The sequence below is a fragment of the Arthrobacter sp. SPG23 genome (assembly GCF_000876655.1).
Lineage (GTDB): Bacteria > Actinomycetota > Actinomycetes > Actinomycetales > Micrococcaceae > Arthrobacter.
The window spans coordinates 35549-55565 of the sequence record NZ_JYCN01000007.1 but is presented as its reverse complement, the minus strand read 5'-3'; the positions used below and the strand labels follow the sequence as shown (position 1 = coordinate 55565).

18 protein-coding genes, 1 tRNA gene and 1 riboswitch are annotated in these 20017 nt (G+C 66.0%); of the genes, 10 read left to right on the top strand and 9 right to left on the bottom strand.

Going from position 1 to position 20017, the window contains the following annotated elements:
* Positions 1–57: 57 nt before the first annotated feature.
* Positions 58–1890: a phosphoenolpyruvate carboxykinase (GTP) gene (locus TV39_RS03075; RefSeq protein ID WP_043478217.1), complete on the bottom strand. Its 1833-nt coding sequence runs from the start codon at positions 1888–1890 to the stop codon at positions 58–60.
* A 278-nt stretch (positions 1891–2168) separates the two neighbouring features.
* On the opposite strand from TV39_RS03075, the gene TV39_RS03070 reads away from it, so the two are divergent.
* Positions 2169–2242, top strand: a tRNA-Arg gene (locus tag TV39_RS03070).
* Between the two features lie 150 nt (positions 2243–2392).
* Here the strand turns inward: TV39_RS03070 and TV39_RS03065 are convergent.
* A complete protein-coding gene (locus TV39_RS03065; RefSeq protein ID WP_043478214.1) occupies positions 2393–3121 on the bottom strand; it encodes a FadR/GntR family transcriptional regulator in 729 nt (242 codons plus the stop codon).
* A gap of 173 nt (positions 3122–3294) precedes the next feature.
* Here TV39_RS03065 and TV39_RS03060 point away from each other — a divergent pair, with 173 nt between their 5' ends.
* The 4 genes from TV39_RS03060 to TV39_RS03045 all read left to right on the top strand — a co-directional run bounded on the left by TV39_RS03060 (position 3295) and on the right by TV39_RS03045 (position 8268).
* Positions 3295–4752, top strand: a complete 1458-nt coding sequence (locus tag TV39_RS03060; RefSeq protein WP_043478211.1) for a dihydrolipoyl dehydrogenase family protein — start codon at positions 3295–3297, stop codon at positions 4750–4752.
* A 161-nt stretch (positions 4753–4913) separates the two neighbouring features.
* Positions 4914–5621 carry an ABC transporter ATP-binding protein gene (locus tag TV39_RS03055; protein ID WP_043478208.1) on the top strand — a complete coding sequence of 236 codons (708 nt, stop codon included), beginning with the start codon at positions 4914–4916 and terminating at the stop codon, positions 5619–5621.
* Positions 5618–7654, top strand: coding sequence for a YhgE/Pip domain-containing protein (locus TV39_RS03050; RefSeq protein WP_043478205.1), 2037 nt, complete (start codon positions 5618–5620; stop codon positions 7652–7654). The genes TV39_RS03055 and TV39_RS03050 overlap by 4 nt, the downstream gene beginning before the upstream one ends.
* The gene (locus TV39_RS03045; RefSeq protein WP_043478202.1) at positions 7651–8268 is read left to right on the top strand and encodes a TetR/AcrR family transcriptional regulator; all 618 of its coding nucleotides are present in this window, start codon (positions 7651–7653) and stop codon (positions 8266–8268) included. Before TV39_RS03050 ends, TV39_RS03045 begins: the two co-directional genes overlap by 4 nt.
* Positions 8269–8813: 545 nt before the next feature.
* Here TV39_RS03045 and TV39_RS03035 read toward each other — a convergent pair.
* The 6 genes from TV39_RS03035 to TV39_RS21300 all read right to left on the bottom strand — a co-directional run bounded on the left by TV39_RS03035 (position 8814) and on the right by TV39_RS21300 (position 14052).
* On the bottom strand, positions 8814–9911 hold the full coding sequence (locus TV39_RS03035; RefSeq protein WP_043478197.1) for an EamA family transporter: 1098 nt from the start codon (positions 9909–9911) through the stop codon (positions 8814–8816).
* Positions 9912–9956: 45 nt separating this feature from the next.
* Positions 9957–10793, bottom strand: coding sequence for a hypothetical protein (locus tag TV39_RS21305; RefSeq protein WP_052500472.1), 837 nt, complete (start codon positions 10791–10793; stop codon positions 9957–9959).
* Between the two features lie 134 nt (positions 10794–10927).
* On the bottom strand, positions 10928–11455 hold the full coding sequence (locus TV39_RS03025; protein WP_043478194.1) for a SixA phosphatase family protein: 528 nt from the start codon (positions 11453–11455) through the stop codon (positions 10928–10930).
* A 57-nt stretch (positions 11456–11512) separates the two neighbouring features.
* Positions 11513–11716 carry a dodecin family protein gene (locus TV39_RS03020; protein WP_011690525.1) on the bottom strand — a complete coding sequence of 68 codons (204 nt, stop codon included), beginning with the start codon at positions 11714–11716 and terminating at the stop codon, positions 11513–11515.
* Between the two features lie 303 nt (positions 11717–12019).
* Positions 12020–12892 carry a winged helix-turn-helix domain-containing protein gene (locus TV39_RS03015; RefSeq protein WP_043478191.1) on the bottom strand — a complete coding sequence of 291 codons (873 nt, stop codon included), beginning with the start codon at positions 12890–12892 and terminating at the stop codon, positions 12020–12022.
* A 542-nt stretch (positions 12893–13434) separates the two neighbouring features.
* Positions 13435–14052, bottom strand: a complete 618-nt coding sequence (locus tag TV39_RS21300) for a hypothetical protein (protein WP_052500471.1) — start codon at positions 14050–14052, stop codon at positions 13435–13437.
* Between the two features lie 397 nt (positions 14053–14449).
* Here TV39_RS21300 and TV39_RS03005 point away from each other — a divergent pair, with 397 nt between their 5' ends.
* The 5 genes from TV39_RS03005 to TV39_RS02985 all read left to right on the top strand — a co-directional run bounded on the left by TV39_RS03005 (position 14450) and on the right by TV39_RS02985 (position 19595).
* Positions 14450–15190: a response regulator transcription factor gene (locus tag TV39_RS03005; RefSeq protein ID WP_043478189.1), complete on the top strand. Its 741-nt coding sequence runs from the start codon at positions 14450–14452 to the stop codon at positions 15188–15190.
* 3 nt (positions 15191–15193) lie between these two features.
* On the top strand, positions 15194–16726 hold the full coding sequence (locus tag TV39_RS03000; protein ID WP_043478186.1) for a HAMP domain-containing sensor histidine kinase: 1533 nt from the start codon (positions 15194–15196) through the stop codon (positions 16724–16726).
* A gap of 147 nt (positions 16727–16873) precedes the next feature.
* Positions 16874–17048: riboswitch (cyclic di-AMP (ydaO/yuaA leader) on the top strand.
* Complete coding sequence (locus TV39_RS02995; RefSeq protein ID WP_043478184.1) at positions 17048–17821, top strand: hypothetical protein; 774 nt, start codon at positions 17048–17050, stop codon at positions 17819–17821. (Overlaps the previous riboswitch by 1 nt.)
* Before the next feature lie 158 nt (positions 17822–17979).
* Positions 17980–18528, top strand: a complete 549-nt coding sequence (locus TV39_RS02990; protein WP_144406292.1) for a hypothetical protein — start codon at positions 17980–17982, stop codon at positions 18526–18528.
* 140 nt (positions 18529–18668) lie between these two features.
* Positions 18669–19595, top strand: a complete 927-nt coding sequence (locus TV39_RS02985; RefSeq protein ID WP_082049454.1) for a dolichyl-phosphate beta-glucosyltransferase — start codon at positions 18669–18671, stop codon at positions 19593–19595.
* Positions 19596–19611: 16 nt separating this feature from the next.
* Here TV39_RS02985 and TV39_RS02980 read toward each other — a convergent pair whose 3' ends face one another.
* Complete coding sequence (locus tag TV39_RS02980; protein ID WP_043478179.1) at positions 19612–19980, bottom strand: DUF7793 family protein; 369 nt, start codon at positions 19978–19980, stop codon at positions 19612–19614.
* Between the last annotated feature and the right edge of the window lie 37 nt (positions 19981–20017).

Below are 20017 nucleotides of genomic sequence, written 5' to 3'. Positions count from 1 at the left end.
CCGCTCACCTTACGAAAGTGCGGCGCCGCCGTCGTTATGCCTGTTACCAGCTCGCTGCTAGTGCTCAGCCATGCGTTCCTTCAAGGCTTCGAGCTCGGCGCGCAGGGCGTCGGGCAGGGAGTCTCCGAACTTCGCGTACCACTCCTCGATGGAGGCCAGCTCGGCGTCCCATTCCTCGCGGTCGACGCGGACGGCGTCCTCCACGTGGGCGTGGGTCAGGTCCAGGCCGGTGAGGTCGAGCGAGTGGCCCGCCGGCACGAAGCCGATCGGGGTCTCAATGGCGTCAGCCTTGCCCTCGAGACGCTCGATGGCCCACTTGAGGACACGGGCGTTGTCGCCGAACCCGGGCCAGGCAAAGTCGCCGTCGGCCGTGCGCCGGAACCAGTTCACCAGGAAGATGTGCGGCAGGCGCTCCGGGTTGGCCTTGCCTGAGACGCTGATCCAGTGCTTCAGGTAGTCGCCTGCGTCGTAGCCGATGAAGGGCAGCATGGCCATCGGGTCGCGGCGCAGCACGCCGACCTGCCCGGCAGCCGCAGCCGTGGTCTCGGAGGAGAGCGTGGAACCCATGAAAATGCCGTTGGTCCAGCTGCGGGCCTGCGTTACCAGGGGAACCGTGGTCTTGCGGCGTCCGCCGAAGAGGATCGCTGAAAGCTCCACGCCTTCGGGGCTGTAGTACTCCTCGGCCAGCATGTCGATCTGCGAGATCGGCGTGCAGAAGCGGGAGTTCGGGTGGGCGGCTGGCTTGTCCGAATCCGGAGTCCAGGAGTTGCCCTGCCAGTCGGTCAGGTGCGCCGGGGTTTCCTCGGTCATACCCTCCCACCAGACGCCGCCGTCGTCCGTGAGGGCGACGTTGGTGAAGATGCTGTGGCCCTTGGCGATGGCGCGCATGGCGTTGGGGTTGGTGCCCCAGCCGGTGCCCGGGGCGACGCCGAACAGGCCGGCTTCCGGGTTGGTGGCGCGCAGTTCGCCTTCCTTGCCGATCCGCATCCAGGTGATGTCGTCACCGAGGGTTTCGACTTCCCAGCCCTCGATGGTCGGATCGAGCAGGGCGAGGTTGGTTTTGCCGCAGGCCGAGGGGAAGGCGGCGGACATGTAGTACGACTTCTTCTCCGGGGAGGTGAGCTTGAGGATGAGCATGTGCTCTGCGAGCCAGCCCTCATCCCGGGCCATCACGGAGGCGATGCGCAGCGCGTAGCACTTCTTGCCCAGGAGGGCGTTGCCGCCGTAGCCGGAGCCGAAGGACCAGATGGAGCGCTCCTCCGGGAAGTGGACAATCCACTTGTCCGTGTTGCACGGCCATGCGACGTCGGCCTGGCCGGGGGCGAGCGGCGCGCCGAGGGAGTGCAGGGCGGGAACGAAGAACGCGTTCGTTGCGGTGATCTTATCCAGCACCTCGGTGCCGATATTGGCCATGATGCGCATGGAGGCCACAACGTAGGCGCTGTCGGTGATTTCCACACCGAACTTGGGATCTTCCGCGTCGAGGTGGCCCATGACGAACGGGATCACGTACATGGTGCGGCCGCGCATGGAGCCGGAGAACAGGCCGCGAAGCTTCTGCTTCATCTCGGCCGGTGCCATCCAGTTGTTGGTGAAGCCGGCGTCGCGCTCGTTCTCGGAGCAGATGAAGGTCTGCTCTTCAACGCGCGCCACGTCCGCGGGATCGGAGAAGGCAGCGAAGGAGTTCGGGAACAGCTCCGGGTTCAGCCTGGTGAGCGTTCCGGCTTCAACGAGTTCGTCAGTGAGCCGGGTGTATTCCTCTTCCGTACCGTCAACCCAGTGGATCCGGTCGGGCTGGGTAAGTTCTGCAACCTCTTCGACCCATGCCAGCAGGCCAGCATGTGTGGTGGGTGCTTTCTCAAGCAGCGGCAGTCGTGCGAGATCGCCCATTGCGGTTCCCTTCCTCGGGTTCAGTGGTGTGTCCTAAATGCTAGGGCTCTAGACCACTGAAAATTTTGGGTCAGACGTGGGATGTCCGGGGGCCCAAAAAGCAAAAACCGCGGAAAATCAAGGAACCGGATACACCAAATCGGCCCTTTTTGTGAGTAAGGTCACATAGACCGGTCTAGTCACGCACATTACAGGCGTTTCGATTTGGAACTCCGCGGCAACTCGCGTAAAGTAATTCGAGGTTCGGGGGTGAACGAAAAACTCCCGGAGCCGAGAATGCGCCCATAGCTCAGCTGGATAGAGCGTCTGTCTACGGAACAGAAGGTCAGGGGTTCGAATCCCTTTGGGCGCACAGAGACAAAAGATCCGCACCGGTTCGCCGGTGCGGATCTTTTTTTGTTTCAGTTTGTTTCGTCCGCCGGGCCAAAAGGGCCTGGGCCGGACGCCCTGAACGGTCAGCCAGGCGGTCCCGCCCCTGGCTGACCGCCAGCGGCCCGGCGGTTTACTCGTTTATTGCGTCGGTGATGCGGTTGCGGATGCCGTCGAAATGGTGGTTGAGCCGTTCCGCGGCCAGCGACCTGTCCCCCTGCGCCACGGCTTCGTAGATGCGGCGGTGGACGGCGGCCGTTTCCGTGAGGTCCTCTGTGCCGCCGCCAACTTCCAGGTGGATCTGCCGGTACACCTTCCAGAAAACGGCGAGCAGGCTGATCAGCAGCGTGTTGTTGAGTGGTTCGAACAGGCGCCGGTGGAACTCCGAGTCAGCTTCCACAAACGTTTCCCCCGCGGCAGCCAGCTCCTCCATCCGGATCACGGACTCCTCAACCGCCGCCAGCTGGCCGGACGTCATGGTGTCCATGGCGCTTCCGATCAGGCCCGACTCAAGCGCCTGCCTGACGTCCACCAGCTCCAGGGCCTCCCCGCCCTTGTGCCGCAGCGACAGCCTGCCCCGGAAGGTCAGGCCGTCGGCCAGGGCGTCAAAGTTGCTGGGCGCCACGAACATGCCGAATCCGTGCCGGATTTCAACAACGCCAAGCGCCTGGAGGACCTTGAGTGACTCACGGAGGGTATTGCGTCCCACACCCAGGGCGAGGGCCAGTTCGTTCTCCGTGGGGAGCGGATCACCGGCTTCAAGGTCACGCTCGAGGATGAGGTCCATGATGTCCGCCTGAAGGGCACGGAGCCGCGCCTGCGCGCTGAACCGCGCCTGCGAAGCGAAGCCTGAAGTAGTCATGGGTTCCCCTAACCGAGTGTCCTGAACCACCATGCGGAGTGGGTCACAGCAAACAATATTGGATGTCCCACCTTCTGTTAAGTTCCCGCGCTCAGCAGGGACCCGCTTCGCAGTACCATCCCCGTGGCTTTCATCGCGCCGGCCGGCACCGCAGCCGGGCGTAGTCTGGTGCCATGACGCCCAGAGTTGAACGCGAATTCGATGTCATTGTGATCGGTGCCGGAGCCGTGGGGGAAAACGTCGCGGACCGCGTGGTCCAGGGCGGCCTCACCGCGGTGCTGGTTGAGGCGGAGCTGGTGGGCGGCGAGTGCTCCTACTGGGCCTGCATGCCGTCCAAAGCCCTGCTCCGCCCCGGGACCGCCCTCCACGGCGCGCAAACGGTCCCCGGCGCCGAGGAGGCGGTCACACGTACCCTGGATGCCTCCGCAGTCCTGAAACGCAGGGATTACTTCACGTCTAACTGGCAGGATGACGGCCAGGTCAAATGGGTGGAGGACACAGGAATCGAACTGATCCGCGGCCGCGGCCGCCTCACCGGACCGCGGGCCGTCGAAGTAGCCGGGCGGGACGGCGTCACCTACCTGCTCTCGGCGAGGCACGCCGTCGTACTTTCCACCGGGTCGGCCCCCTCGGCGCCGCTGGTCGCGGGACTGGCGGGACTGGACTACTGGACCACCCGCGAGGCCACATCCGCCCGCAGCGTTCCGCGCAGCCTGGCGGTCCTCGGCGGCGGGGTTGCGGGCACTGAGCTGGCCCAGGCCTTTGCCCGCCTGGGTTCGGCCGTGACGCTCGTAGCGCGCGGCGGCCTGCTCAGCATGTACCCGAAGGATGCGGCGAAGCTGGTGCTGGCCGGTCTCCGGGCTGACGGCGTGGACGTCCGCCTCGACACCGCGACGGAGCGGGTCAGCAGAAACGAGGACGGCTCGTTCAACATAAGCCTGGCCGACGGCGACAGCATCAGGGCCGAACGGCTGCTCGTGGCAACCGGCCGCCATCCCGCGCTGGACGGGCTGGGCCTGGAAACCGTGGGACTTGGCGCCGCCGATGGCAAGGTGCCGCCCCTTCGCACGGATACCACCGGCCTGGTTGAGGGCCTGGACGACGCCGGTAGCGGCGGCTGGCTGTACGCGGTGGGGGACGCCGCCGGCAAGGTCATGCTGACGCATCAAGGCAAGTACTCCGCGCGCGCCACCGGAGACGCTATCGCGGCGCGTGCCAAAGGCGAGCTGGACGGGGTGCCGGAGCCGTGGAGCCGCTTCGCGCAGACGGCCAATGACCACGCCGTGCCCAACGTGGTGTTCACCGATCCCGAGCTGGCCAGCGTGGGGCGGTCGGTGGAGCAGGCACAAAAAGACGGCTACAACGCGTCCTCAGTGGAGCTTCCCATCAGCGTGGCGGGGTCCTCGCTGCATTCCGAGCACTACGAGGGCTGGGCCCAGCTGGTGGTGGACGAGGACCGGAAGGTGCTTCTCGGGGCCACGTTCGCGGGACCGGACGTGGCCGAACTCCTCCACGCCGCCACCATTGCCGTGGTGGGCCAGGTGCCCCTGGACCGACTGTGGCACGCCGTGCCGTCCTATCCCACCATCAGCGAAGTGTGGTTGCGGCTGCTCGAGGAGTACGGCCTCTGATACAACAGCGCGAACGGACACTTGAGGCCCCCGATCCACGCTGGTCAGGGGCCTCAAGTGTCCCTTCGCGCTGACTGGTTGCTCACACACCGCCAGTTCTATTTGAACTGACTGGTCAGTTTGGTTAGCCTTGATGCAGACACCCACTGCGAAAGGCTTCCATGCTCTCGGTTCGACAGCTTCACGTGAAAGGCCGGCGGGATGACCTGCTCCCGCCCACTTCACTCCAGGCACGGCGCGGCGAGCTGGTTCTGGTTTCCGGCACGCGCCAGGACCAGCGGACCGCGCTGGCGCTCACCCTGAGCGGGCGGATGAAGCCGTCCACCGGCGAGCTCCTCTGGGACGGCCTGGCGAAGACGAAGCGCCTCCGGAGTGCCAGCTCGCTCGTGGACTCCCCCGGCGTCAATGAGCCCGAACAGCACCTGAGCGTGCGGGACCTCGTCACGGAAGACCTCGCGCTGATCCCGCGGCGCTACCGCGGCGCCCTGCTCAGCACGCCGTGGCTCAAGGTCAACCGCTTCGAGGACATCGCCGGCCTGTGGGCGGAGCAGCTGGCCCCGGCCAGGCGCATCGAACTGCTGACGGCCCTCTCGCTGGCCGACCCGCACACCGACCTCCTCGTGGTCGATTCCCCCGACCGCCACAGCGCGGATCCCGCGGCCTGGCTGCCGCGGCTCCAGGAACTGGCGTACGACGGCGGCCGGCCCCTCGCCGTCGTCGCCACCGTTGCTGCCCTCCCGGACAACTGGACGGGCCCCGCCGCCGAGATCGGCAACGCCGTCCCCCGGCCCTCGGCTCCCGCCGACGTCGCACCCCCGGAAGCAACTGTGGCCGATTCCCCGACCCCCGAAACAGAGGATGCAAAGTGACTGTGCTGCGGCTGGCCCGCTCCGAACTCAAGCGCATGACAGGCGGGCTGCTGCCCAAGCTGACCATCCTTGCCCTGACCATGGTTCCCCTGCTGTACGGGGCGGTGTACCTGTACGCCAACTGGGATCCTTACAGCAACCTGTACCAGATCGACGCTGCGCTGGTGGTGGAGGACACCGGAGCCACCTCCAGCGACGGAACGCAGCTGCAGGCGGGCCGGAAGGTGGCGGACAGCCTCATCGACGGGCACGTGTTCAACTGGCAGTCCGTGGATTCCTCCGAACAGGCCGACCAGGGAGTCAGCAGCGGCAAGTATGCCTTCGCGCTGAAGATTCCGAAGGATTTCTCCGCCAACCTGGTGTCACCCGGCAGCTTCGACGCCGCCAACCAGGCCATGCTGAACGTGACCACCAACGATGCCAACAATTACCTGCTGAGCACCATCGTGGACAAGCTGACCACTGCCGTCCACTCGAGTGTGGCCAAGGAAGTGGGCGAGGAAACCGCCAACCAGCTGCTGACCGGCTTCGGCACCATCCACACCCAGATGGTCAAAGCGGCTGACGGCGCAGGCCAGCTGTCCGACGGCGTCAGCAAGCTCCACGACGGCACCGTCACCCTGCACCAGGGCACCATGCAGCTCAGCAGCGGTGCCGGCGAACTCTACAGCGGCCAGCTCAAGCTGCGCGACGGCGCCAACCAGCTGAACGACGGCGCGGCGCAGCTCAGCGACGGACTCGGCCAGCTCAAGGATAAGACGGCCTCCCTGCCGTCCGATTCGCAGAAACTGGCCGACGGCGCCGCACAGGTTGCGGCCGGAAACGCCACGCTGAACATCAAAGTGCAGGACGTCGTCGGGCAATTGAATGCTGCGGACCAGGGCCTGAGGAACCGCGTGGTGGAGTCCAACGGCAGGCTGATGGCCGCGGGCATCATCACCCAGGCGCAGGCAGACAGCATCCTTGCGGACTTTGACGCAGCTGCGGCATCCGGGCCTGCGGCGGACGCCAAGGCAAAAATCCAGTCCGACGCCGCGCAGATCCAGCAGCTCGCGGACGGTTCGGCCGCGGTGAGCGCCGGTGCCGCGAAGCTCGCTGCGGCCACACCTGCCCTGACCGGCGCCATCGCCCAGGCGTCCGCGGGTGCGGACCAGCTCCACACCGGGACCGCCGCTTTGGCCGCCGGCGAGCAAAGCGCCGTCGACGGCACCGCGAAGCTCGCCGAAGGTGCCAGGACGCTCGACGGCGGCGCGGCGCAGCTTGAGGACGGCGCCGCCACAGCCGCGAGCGGAGCCGGCACCCTGGCCTCGGAACTCGGCAAGGGCGCCGGCCAGGTGCCCAATCCCGATGACGCCCAGAAGAGCAGCCTGTCGAAAGTCATGGCCGATCCCGTGGCCGTCAGCAACATCTCACAGGCGAAGGCCGGGTCGTACGGGGCCGGCCTGGCACCGTTCTTCCTCACCCTGGCGCTCTGGATCGGCATCTTCATGCTGATCCAGGCCATGCGTCCCGTCACCCAGCGGGCCCTGGCTTCCAACGCGCCGTCGTGGAAGATCGCCCTCGGCGGGTGGCTGCCGTTCCTGGCTGTCTCCGTTGTCCAGGCGAGCCTGCTCACCCTGGTGGTGGATGTGGCGTTGGGCCTCAACCCGGCGCACCCTGTGCTGATGTGGCTGTTCATGCTGGCGGCCGCAATGGCCTTCAGCGCCATCATTCAGGGAATCGTTGCCCTCCTTGGCTCCCCCGGAAAGCTGGTGGTGCTGATCCTGCTGGTACTCCAACTGGTGTCATCGGGCGGCACATTCCCTTGGCAGACCACACCCCAGCCCCTGCACGTGGTTCACGAGATCCTCCCCATGGGCTATGTGGTGACCGGCATGCGGCACCTGATCTACGGGGCGGACCTGTCCATGATCCTGCCCACCGTGGCCGGCCTGCTTGGCTACACTGTGCTGGGGGCCGGGCTGTCAACGCTGGCCGTCCATAAGCACAAGTTCTGGACCTTGAAGTCCCTGAAACCGGAGATCGCCGTATGAGCATGCAGGACGCCGGCGAGAAGAAGCTCCGCCCGGCCCGTACCAACGCCACCAAGCAGAAGCTGTTCGACGCTTCCATGGAGCTGATCGGCGAGCGTGGCGCTGCCGGCGTCACCGTGGACGAGATCGCCGCGGCCGCCGGCGTGTCCAAGGGGACCGTGTATTACAACTTCGGCAGCAAGTCCGACCTGATCGCCCAGCTGCTGCGCCACGGAGTGGACATCCTGCACGCCAGGCTGGTGAGCGTGCAGGACTCCTCCGCCGATCCGCTGGCCGCCATGGACGAGATGATCGGCCAGGCGATGGACTTCATGGCCGAGTACCCGTCGTTCGCGAGGCTATGGGTCAGCGAAAACTGGCGGATCCCCAGCGAATGGCAGGACACCTTCGCTGAGCTCCGCGGCCGGCTGCTCGCAGTGATCGGCGGCGCGATCGAGGGCGTAGCCGCACGGTACCCCGTGGACGAATCCATCTCACGGGGCAGCCTGGAGACTGCCATCTTCGGTGCATGTTTCGTGGTGGGCTTGGACCGCCAGACGTATAACCCTGAACGCACCCGTGAACAAAGCGTCGCGGCCATCATGGCAATCATGCGTGGCTACGTCCGGAAGTAGCCTGCATCGGGGAAGATTAGTCACATGCGCCACATGGGTAACAGCGGAAGGATAGCCATCGTTGCGGCCTGCGCCGCTGCGGGCCTCCTGGTGCTGACCGCAATCACGCTCGAAGAGGCCGTGCTATTCACGTTTCTCGGGGCTGTGGCCGTGGGATACCTCGCCTGCGTCATCCAGGTCGTGGCACGGGGCCGCAACCTGGCCCTGCTGGCGGGAGGCGTGGGCACCAGCCTGTTCCTCGGGTTCACCATCGCGTTCCTGCGCATGTGGGGTCTGGCTTTCACCGCCGAGCAGGATTCCCTTGGCGCGACGGTGTCTACCCAGGACTCCGACATCTACTTCTACCTCGCTGCAGTTTCCGGCGCGGGGACTCTCTTGGTTCTGTTCGCCGGAGCGGTATGGCCGGCCGGAAAGCGGCTCCGGTCACGGCGCGGTCAGTCCGGCCGGAGTCCGTCCGGCCGCAGCGAGTCAGGACGGCGCAGGCCCGCAGCCGCCGCCAGGCGTCCGGCGTCCAGGCCTATCCCCCGCCCTGCAGCCGGGACCACCTACGGCCGCCCTCCGGTGTCGCGATCCGGAGCGGTCCGTGTGCCGGCGGCCAAGCGGCCGGCGTCGCCTTCGGCCACTTCACCGGCCCCGCGCGCGGCCCGGCCTGCGCCCAAGTCCGCCGCCCCCAAATCTGCGCCCAAGCCTGCTGCCACGCCGTCGCCCACGTCCCCCGCAAAGGCAACGTCGCGGCGTTGAGCATGCCACCGTCGCTGGCCGGGTGTGGCGCCCTGCCGGCCCGGACGGAGGACGGCGACTGCCACTCCGCCCAGCAGCAGGAGGCCGCCAGCCACCTCTGCTGGTGAAGGCACCTCGCCCAGGACCAGCCACGCCGTCGTCATTCCCACCACGGGGACGAGCAGCGTAAAGGGAACCACCGCGGACGACGGATATATCCCCAGCAGCCAGTTCCAGATTCCGTAGCCCACCAGGGACCCCAGGACTGCCGTGTAGATGGCACTGAGGATGGTGACCACCTGCAGGCCTGCGAGTGTCGCGCCCACGGCTGCCGGCCCGTCGATCAGTAGTGACAGCGCGATCAGGGGCAACGGGACCACAGCGCCTGACCAGACCACGAGCCCCAGGCCGGAAGAGGCTCTGGCCTGCCTTGCAACGATGTTGCCGGCCGCCCAGGACAGCGCAGCAGCCAGGACGATGAGCAGGGGAAGGACGGGCGCCACCAGACTGCGCCCCACTGCCACCACCGCGAGGCCAGCCACTCCGAGGACCACGCCGGCGAACTGCCTGACGCTGGGACGCTCGCCCAGAATTCCGGCAGCCAGCAGAACCGTGAGCAGCACCTGCGCCTGCAGGACGAGTGAGGCGAGCCCCGCCGGCATGCCCAGCGCCATGGCCAGGTAGAGAAGGCCGAATTGTCCGGCACTCATGAAGAGGCCGACGCCGAGGATCGCACGCCAGCTAACGTCCGGCCGGCGGATGAAGAAGATCCACGGAAAGACCACCAGCACGAAGCGCATGGCTACAAAGAGCAGCGGCGGCACTTCCGTGCCGTTGGCATGCAGGCCAAGGTCGATCGCTACGAAGTTGGCGCCCCACAGGACGGCCACAAGGACCGCAAGGGCGGAATGGCGAAGGTTCACGCTCCGGGCTACCGGTTCAGGGCTGGCGCGTCACAGGACGCGGGCTCAAAGATTCCGCGGGCGCTCTCCCGGAGCCCCGTCCGCGCCGCGTTCGGGCACGGCGTCGTGCTTGGCGGCGTCGCGTCGGGCAGCGTCGCGGTCGGTGGCATCGCGGTCTGTAGCGTCACGGTCGGTAGCGTCACGGTCAGGCACTGCGTCATGCGGGGCAGCTTCGCGGGCGGTGACGTTGCGGTCGGTAGCGTCGCGGTCAGCAGCGTCGCGCCCAGCAGCGTCGCGCCGGCGTGTTGCACTTGGTTCGGTGGTGACTGGTTCGGCATGGCCGGGTTCTGCGTGGCCCGGCGTTACCGTGGCCGGGGGTACGTGGCCCGGGACTTGGCCCGGGGCTGCGGTGCCCGGGGCTGCGGCCGGCACGTTGTCCCCGCGTCCGCGGGTTCCAGCTTCTGCACGCGTCTGTGGCTGGGCGGACAGGGTTTCGCCGTGCCGGTCAGCGTCATGGCGGTCAGCGTCATGCCGGTCAGCGTCATGCCGGCTGGTGTCAGGGCGATCTGCTGTGACCACGTCCGGGTCAATCTCATCGGCTTTGCGGAGCTGGTCCTGCGAGGCGGCCCGCACTCGTTCGGCTTCCGCCTGCTTTTCGCGGGCGTCCCGGCGCAGGCGCTCCGCCTCGACCTCGGCCTGCTTGGCATCGGCCTCGGCGCGGGCGGCTTTGGCCTCGCGGTCCCGCGCTCCGAACTCGTCAGCTTTGGCTTTTTCACGCATCTCGGCGGCCCTGTTCCGGTCCGCTTCCACCTTGCGCCGCCGGTTGAAGAACAGCACTGCTGCGATGATCGCAACCACCACCACAACGCCGATAATGATCCCCACAAGCTGTCCTGAGTCCACGATGATCTCCTTCTAACCTGGGCCGCTGACGAATATCTCCAGTAAACATCACAAACCCCGTGCTGACCATGAACACGGCGGCAGAAGGGTCCGGTGTCAGGTCCGCGGGCGGCCTCCCGGTCCTCTGCGCCCCGTTAGTGCGCCCGGGGGACCTTGAAGTGCGTGAGCCGGGCGTCCTGGCCGTCCAGTTCAGCCCAGCTCTTTTCGGTTTCCAGGACCGTCAGGCCGCTGGTGGGAAACCTGGTGGCGGCGTCCATATAGGCATCGTGGTTGGAATCTCGCGATGCCAGGTGCATGGCAAGGTCCTGCACGCCGGGCATATGGGAGATCACCATCAGCGTGGTCACGGTATCGGGAACGTGGTTGATGACCGTCAGCATGCGCAGCGCGGACGCGCCGTAGAGGCCGTCCTCAAGTTTCGGCGTCGGGGCCTTGTCGCCTAATTCAGCGCACACCCAGGTGCACGTCTGCCGCGTACGCAGCGCACTGGAGCAGAGGATGAAATCGGGAACCACACCGTGCTTGAGCAGCCACTTCCCGGCCAGGGGAGCCTCCCGGTGCCCGCGTTCCTCCAGCGGGCGCTCATGATCGGGCACGCCTCCGGGCCAGTCTGCCTTGGAGTGCCGCATGAGGACCAGACGCCGGATGTGATGCTCGCTCATGCCCCAATCCTAGTGCGGCGGCCCTGCCCCTCAGATCACGGCCGCCCTGCACGGGGTTCAGTCCTCCAGTACGAAGGTCACTTCAAGCACAACATGCCACGCGACGACGGCACCGTCCGCGATTTCGACTTTCTGCTCCTTGACCCAAGCCCCCGTGACACCACGGAGTGTCTTGTTGGCGCGCTCGATGCCCTCTTTGATGGCAGCATCGAACGAGGTTTTGGAATTGGAACTCAGAGTTGTAATACGTGCGACAGACATAGTTCCTCCTGATGGTCGGATAAACGATCAGAGCCTACGCCGCACCACCCCAAGCCAACAGGGCCATAGGACCACACCGACACCTCGGCCAACACCCCGCACCAGCCGCGGAGGCACATGCTCGAAGGTCCGAACGCACGAAAGCGGTCTGCCAGCGGTGCAAGGGCGCTGCAGCGCAGCGGCGCATCCCGAAAGCACCGTTGTTGCGTGAGGAACGAGCGCAGGCGCCGAGGGATCGTGCCGCGAAAGCGAAAGCGCCCGCCCCCCCAGCAAGGGAACGGGCGCTTTCGCGGGAAATTAAGACTAGATGGAGTATTCCGGAGCGGCCCAGACCACGACCTCCGGGTGCTCGTAGAACCGGTAGCCCTGGCCGCGGACGGTGCGCACGGTGTTGGCGAGACGGCCCAGCTTGGAGCGGAGGCGGCGGATATGGACGTCGATGGTGCGCTCGTTGGGAACCTCTTCGGCATTGCGCCACAGTCCCTCGAGCAGTTCGTCGCGGCCCACGGTGCGGGTGCCGTTTTCGACGAGGTAGTTGAGGAGTTCGAACTCCTTGAACGTGAGGTTCAGGGATTCGCCGTCGAGGTGGACTTCGCGGCGGGCCAGGTCAATGAGGACGCCGGACGGCCGGGGATCCTGCGGCTGGGGCAGCCGGGTGGCCTCCGTGCGCTGGCGGGAGTTGACGGTGGGGTCACCGAAGGTGGACCGTACGACGTCGAGCGCGGAACCCGGAGCGCTGGCAGGCGCCACAGCAACCGCGGCGTAGCTCTCCGCACCGGAGACGAGGGACTGCGCGTAGGCGCGGATTTCCTGGGCAAGCTTGGCGATGGAGGTCCCGGCTGCTGCCGCAGTTTCTTCATCGATGCCCATGTACAGGACAAATCCGCGGGCGACGTTTTCGTTCGCGACGGGGCGGACGGCGCTGCCGGCGGCCGGGGCGATCACGGGCGTGGGTGCCGTCTGCGGGGCGGTCTCCGCGGCGGGAACGGCGCGAAGCTGGCCGTAGGAGTTGGGGTTGTAGCCCTGCGGCGCGTAACCGGGGGCCGGGAAGCTATTGCCGGGCGCTGCAGGGGCGAAGGCCGGGCGGGCACCGAATCCCTGGCGGAGGCCTGAAGGCTGGCCGCCCTTATTGGCGTTTCGGACGGAGATGTGGACGTATCCAGATGCAACTGACATGGAATGCTTACCTCAATGTGAATGGCCGTCATCGCGGCTCGAATGCTGGCTTTCCCCGCAATGAGATCTGGGGAGGGGCGCCCGACGCTGGGCTAGGGGCGAATGCCTAAAAACTTCTCGGGGTGGGAAAGTTAGGCGTGCATTCGACAACAGCGCATGTCTTCGCCAGCAGGTGGGCTGGTCCAGGATTCTGCGGCTGCAGGTGCTGTTGAGTTCTTGTTCACAATTGAAGTGTGCAACGTAACAATGAAAACTTGCAAGTAACAATGGACACTTCCGTCCGCATCGTGAGATGAAATCCCACATTGTGGCCTAAATCACGATTCTAAAATGCCAATAAAATAACAGGTGTTTTTCAGAACGATCGATCAGATGGTGCTCATTTCCGAATTTTCTTCTCCGGAGGCCCCTCCTTCGAGGCAGAAATTCTGCCAGCATGGATTTGCTGAAATACCAAGACTCACTTAAGGCACATGTCCAGCCCCCGGCCGGGCTACATCAAAATATTCGCCCGATGTGCCCGGCCGGCTCCGCCTGCCGGCTCAATTGGACTGGCCGGTGAGCGTCGCGGGCACCAACTGGACGGACTCCGCCTGGAAGCTGTCGCCATCCTTTCCAGCCACCACCTTTACCATGGCGCCGGACACGATGTCTGCCACGGTCAGTTGGCTGGTGGACGTGCCGCCGGCCTGTTGACGCCTTTGTTGCTGATTGCTCACAGTCACAGCCGAACCGAGTGCATAGGTCCGGCTGAACCCGTCTGTGCTCTTGACTGTCACGGCGTCAGAGCTGACCCCGGTGACCGTCCCCTGCTGTTCCACTTTGGTGACATAGGCGCCGTCCACGAGGGTCACGTACTCGGAGTAGACGGCGGCGGACACTCCACTGCCCATTCCGCCCAGTCCGTCCGGGCCGAAGTTGCCGGGGCCGCCCTGGGGCGGCATCCCGCCGTCGGCGAAGTCGCCCTGCGCGCCACCGCGGCCGCACCGGCCACTACCAGCCCACGCTTCTTTGTCCGCTGCTTCGAACTGCCGTTCGGCCCGGTTCCGGCGAAGGGCCCGGAAGATGCCGGCGCGCCCCAGCCACCGGACGGCCGGGACGAACCCCACCCCGCCGCGGGCGATGACCCGGAAGCAGCAGCCGACGGCGGCGCTCCCCATGCGGAGGCTGGCCCGGCGCTCGCGGAACTGCTTTCGGGGGATCCGACGTTGCTGCTGTCGGGATTGCTCACAGAGCCGTCCGGAACCGGATGGCTTTCCCAAGTCCCGTCCGGTTCGTTCTCCGGAACCGGCGTGCTGTGGTGCTTGTTCATTGCGTACTCCTCTGGCGCGGGGCTTTGTCCACTCCAGAGTCGGAAGCGTTCCTGTGCGCGGGCTGTGCGGGGCAACAGGTCAAGCTGTGACCTTGTGAGGCCCGCTTCACCCCGGCTGGCAGCCGATCCGCACCCGGCGGCCCGCGAAACGCGCGGCGGCCCTTCCAGCTCGCTAGGCTGTGATTCATAGGCTGCGCACAGGAAGCCCATAGCGCGGACTAACCGACAGATCGGAGAGTTGTCGCATGGCCACTTCGCACTCCATGACTAACAACCTTCCCCAGCTCACCCACCCGGACGGCTCCCCCATCCGCGCCCTGGTGGTCGACGACGAGCCCAGCCTCTCCGAACTGATGAGCATGGGCCTGCGCATGGCCGGCTGGTCCGTGGCCGTCGCTGCCGACGGCCCCGAGGCCGTGAAGCTCGCCAAGGAGTTCCGCCCGGATGTGCTGGTCCTGGACGTGATGCTTCCCGGGTTCGACGGCGTCGAACTGCTCACCAGAATCCGCGCCTTCGCGCCGGAGGTGCCCGCACTCTTCTTGACGGCGAAAGACGCCGTCCAGGACCGCATCCTCGGCCTGGCGGCCGGCGGCGACGACTACGTCACCAAGCCCTTCAGCATGGAAGAGGTGCTCCTCCGCCTGCACCGGCTGGTACAGCGCTCCGGCGTGGCCGCCATGGACACCGCTGAACTGGTGGTGGGCGACCTCGTCCTCAACATAGACACCCGTGAAGTGACGCGGGCCGGGGAGGAACTGCAGCTGACGGCCACCCAGTTCGAACTCCTCCGCTACCTCATGGAGAACCCCAAGCGCGTTGTCAGCAAGGCCCAGATCCTGGACCGCGTATGGGACTACGACTTCGGCGGCCAGGCCAACATCGTAGAGCTCTACATCTCCTACCTGCGCAAGAAGGTGGATGCCACGCACCCGCCCATGATCCACACCGTCCGCGGAGCGGGCTACGTCATCAAACCGGCGGATTGAGCGGTGCCCACACTCTCCGGGGAAATCCGCAAAGACCGCCGCCGCTGGCTCGACCCTTCGACGTGGCACCTGCGCACCCGGCTGGTCCTGGTGGCCATGGCGCTGCTGGTGGCCATCTGCGGCGCCATTGGCCTCTTCAGCTATGCCTCCATGGATTCCTTCCTGACCAGGCAGCTCGATGAACGGCTGGGGCAGGCCTCACGGCTATCGAACGAGGCAGGACGACCACGGCCCAGCAACCCGTCCGGCAGGCAGGACGGGTTCGAAGGCCCGGGCCAAGGAGTCGGGACGCTCATCGCGCGCATTGACAACGGGAACGTCAGCAGCGCCGGGTTCCTCGCCAAAGACGCCACCGTGGCGTCCCTCTCCCCCGAGGACAATCAGATCCTCTTGGCACTCCAGCACGACGGAACACCCGTCGATCGGGCCCTGTCCACCGGCTCCTACCGCCTGGTGGCGGTGGAGGCGGTGGACAGGGACGTGGTTGTCACCGGACTTCCGCTCAACGAAAAACAGAACACGCTCAGCTCTTTGGTCTGGACGATGGTGATCGTCTCGATGGGCGGCCTCGTCCTGATCGGCCTTGCCGGAACAGTGCTGATCCGACGCACCATGAAACCCCTCGAGCAACTGTCCGAAGTCGCCACGCAGGTTTCGCAACTGCCGCTCGACGCCGGTGAGGTGGCCCTCGCAGTCCGCGTCCCGCCGTCGAACGCTCATCCTGGAACTGAAGTGGGCAGCGTGGGCCACGCCCTCAACCTCATGCTGGACAACGTCTCCAAGGCACTGGAGGCCCGGCAGCAGAGCGAGACCAAAGTGCGCCAGTTCGTGGCCGACGCCTCGCACGAGCTGCGCACGCCGCTCACGGCTATCCGCGGCTACACGGAGCTGATGCGGATGACCGAGGACTTCACCCCCGACGGCAAGAAGTCACTCGCCAGGGTGCAGAGCCAGTCCGAACGGATGACCACCCTGGTGGAGGACCTCCTCCTGCTGGCCCGGCTGGACGAAGGCCAGCCGCTGAAGATCAGCGACGTGGACCTGACACAGCTGGCAGTGGAAACCGTCAGCGACGAAAAGGTCATGGCTCCGGACCGCATCTGGCAGCTCGAACTGCCCGAAGAGCCCGTGGTGGTGCGCGGCGATGCCAAGCAGCTGCACCAAGTGCTGGCCAACCTGCTCTCCAATGCACGCAAGCATACGGAGCCGGGCACCACCGTGGTCACCGGAGTGATGCGCTCGGCCGACGGCAGCGCCGTGGTAACAGTGACGGACAACGGTGCTGGGATTCCGCCGGAGTTCGTGGACCGGGTGTTTGCACGCTTTGCCAGGGCGGACGCTGCCCGCACCAGCCCGGCTGGATCCGCTGCGCGTTCGGGCGCTGCCGGGACCGCCGCAGCCGAGGGGACAAGCGGCCTGGGCCTGTCGATTGTGCAGTCAATCGTGGAGGCGCACGGCGGAACCGTGGAAGTGAACTCCCGCCCGGGACGTACTGAGTTCGCACTGCGCCTGCCAGTGGAATCGCCGGACGCTTAGCGACTTCGGCTTGGGGTGAAAGGTTCAGCGCACGCGCAAGCCAACGCGCCGTCGTCGTGATCCTCGTTACCTAAATGTGACTTAAGCGCCGGACTCCTGTACGGTTTTTAGAGTGCGGCCACCGTTCCGGCCGCATATCCGGATGGACGCCAAACTCTGCCGCTACCCGGATTTCCTCATGATCAGGCAGAGGCGGGGGACCCAGGTCTCCGGGCATTCTGCATTGCCGCCCTTGGGGTGAAGCCGACACGTGAAGTTCCGTGCGGCCGGATGACCTCATCCGAACCCGACAGCTAACTCCGCCGGCATCGAGAGGCAACCATGACTAAATCCACACCAGAAGTACGTCCTGAGCCCGCTTCCCACAAGTCCGCAGCGCCTGCGCACCATTCACGCCACCGTGCTGAACCAGCCGCCACGGCGTCCCCGCTGTCCCGGTTCACTGCCGGCCTGCAGGGCTCCGGCCGCCGTGCCGCCGTAGTAGCCACCGCCTGCGCCGTGCTGATTGGCGTCGGCGCCGCCGGCCAGGCTTCCGAACCCGTAGCCCCCGCAACATCGGCAACGGGTTCAGGAACCACAGCGACAACGGCCGACGCCGAATCGAAGCTCGCGTTCGAAAAGATCCTCGTTTCCGCCATGCCCGCACCGGCCTCTGTCAGCGTGACCGCGCAGTCGTCGGAGGAGAAGCCGGCGGAGAAGGCACCGGAAGCACCTGCAGCGGCCCCCGCACCGGCACCTGCAGCAGCCCCCGAACCGGCTCCTGCCCCGGCACCGCCCGTCGCCGTTGACGATCCCGCAGCTGCCCAGGCATATGCTGCCTCGCAGCTCGGCACGTACGGCTGGGCGGCTGACCAGATGCAGTGCCTCACCACGCTCTGGACCAAGGAATCGGACTGGAAGACCACCGCCACGAACGCCAGCAGTGGCGCGTACGGCATTGTCCAGTCGCTGCCGGCCGAAAAGATGGCCAGCGCCGGGTCCGACTACCTCACCAACTTCCGCACCCAGATCAACTGGGGCTTGAACTACGTGAAGGAACGCTACGGCTCCCCCTGCGGCGCCCTGGACTTCCACTACGCCAACAACTGGTACTAAGCCGGCACCTGTAGCCATCTTGGTTCGCAACAGCGGAGGCCCCGAATCCACCCGGATTCGGGGCCACCGCTTTTTGGCGTGTATGCCTCCGCTGCGTCCGGGAACCTTCGTGCTCCGTTTCGGGGCCACAAGGTTTTCACAAGGTCCAGGAGTGACTCTTGGTCGCCGCCGCTTTCAATCGTCTTCCAAGCGGCTGCCGGCGCCAGCGCCGTCATCAAGATGCAGGGAGCACAACAATGAAAAAATGGTTAGTTCCGACGGCCGTCCTGGCCTCAATCTTCGCGGCCGCCACCCCGGCCGCCGCCGCGCCTTCGGGGCCGCCGATCACGGTCGACGGACCCGCCACATTCACCAACTGTGGATTTCCTGTCATCGGTGAAGTCACCGGCAAGGCCAAGAACATCACGACTCCCTCCGGTGACATCATCAGCACTTCCCCGGCGCTGAAGATCACCCTGAAGGGGCCGGATGGAAAGACCGTGAAGTTGGTCATCACGGGCGTCCTTTTCTTTTCGTTTCCAAGCGAAAATGTGATCGAGGTGAAGGCAACCGGCAACAACCTTCTTCAGCTCCCGTCTCCTGACGGGCTTTTCCTCACGCGGGGAAATGTGAATTTCTCTGTGGACTCCCAAGGCAACGAATTGCGGAGATTCTCAGGATCCGGGACAGCCACGAACATCTGCTCGTTGCTCGCCCCTGACGCATAAACCGCGGCGGCGGTGCTCCCACCAATGACGGTGGGAGCACCGCCGTCGTTTCCGTTCCGGCTTCCGTGCCCGGCAAATCCCACAGCGGCCACACAGCTTTGGCCTAAATCCTTCATATGCGGCGGCACCATAGTTGAACCATGACGCCCACAGACCTGGCCACGGGACCCCTGCTGCACCCGCAACCGCGGGCCGCCGTCGACGCCCGGCCGGGCTCTCCCGCCCCGACGCTCCCTGTCCCGGGATACGCACGCCGCGCGCCCATCGCAAGGGCGATCACGGCGCATGCAGCGACAACATTGCCTGTCCTCGATGTGGTCATCCCGGTGTACAACGAGGAACAGGTCCTGGAGCACTCCCTCCGCCAGCTCCACCCCTATCTGGCCGGCACGTTTCCGCACGCCTTCCGGATCACGGTGGCGGACAATGCCAGCACTGACGGCACGCTCAAGGTCGCCGAGCGTGTGGCCCGGGAACTCCGCGAGGTTGCTGTGGTCAGGCTCGCCTCCAAAGGCCGCGGCAATGCCCTTCGGACGGTGTGGCTGGCCTCGCCCTCACCCGTACTGGCATACATGGATGTGAACCTTTCCACCGACCTCGCAGCCCTCGCTCCCCTGGTGGCACCGCTCGTGTCCGGGCATTCGGACCTTGCGATTGGCACCCGGCTGGCAAGAACTTCCCGTGTTGCCCGCGAACCATGGCGCGGGTTCATCTCCCGCGGCTACAACTTCCTGCTGCATGCGCTGATGGGTGCGCACTTCAGCGATGCACAGTGCGGTTTCAAGGCCATCCGTGCAGATGTTGCCCGGCACATCCTGCCGCACACGGCGGATAGCGCCTGGTTTTTCGACACCGAGATGCTGGTCCTGGCCGAAAAGTGCGGACTGCGAGTGCACGAGGTTCCGGTGGACTGGACCGACGGTGGAGACGCCGGCGTTGACCTCATGCAGACCGCCCTCGCCGACCTGCGCGGCATGGGCCGCCTCGCCCGCGACCTGGCAACAGGCCGCATTCCGGTTGCGGACCTGCGGGCGGAACTCGCACCGGGTGCGCCATACCTACGGTGACGGCTAGAGGTGACGGCTAAGGGAACCGGAGCCACCGCATGGCTTCCTCCGGGCAGGTGAAGTAACGCGTCGGAGCGGCCGGAGAGTGAATACGGAGGAAGAAATTGGCGAGAGCCCGGTCCACCGGGGACGATCCAAGGAGCGCCACCCTGGCAACAGTGCTGGGACTGGCAAAGACGCGCCGGGCACCGCGACTCATGGTGGCCGTCGCAGCCATGTCCACCAGCATCGGAAACGACCGTCCGCGGCTCAACTCGTTGACGGCCGACATCACGGCCACGGCAGCTTCCTCGCAAATGGCCAGGCCTGGAATCCAACGCACATGCAGGACACCGCCCCGCAGCTGGACAGTGCCCCTGTCGCCGTCGATCGGAATTTCGGTCATCCCTATCCCCCAAGATAAGAGCCAGCCGTCTTCACTG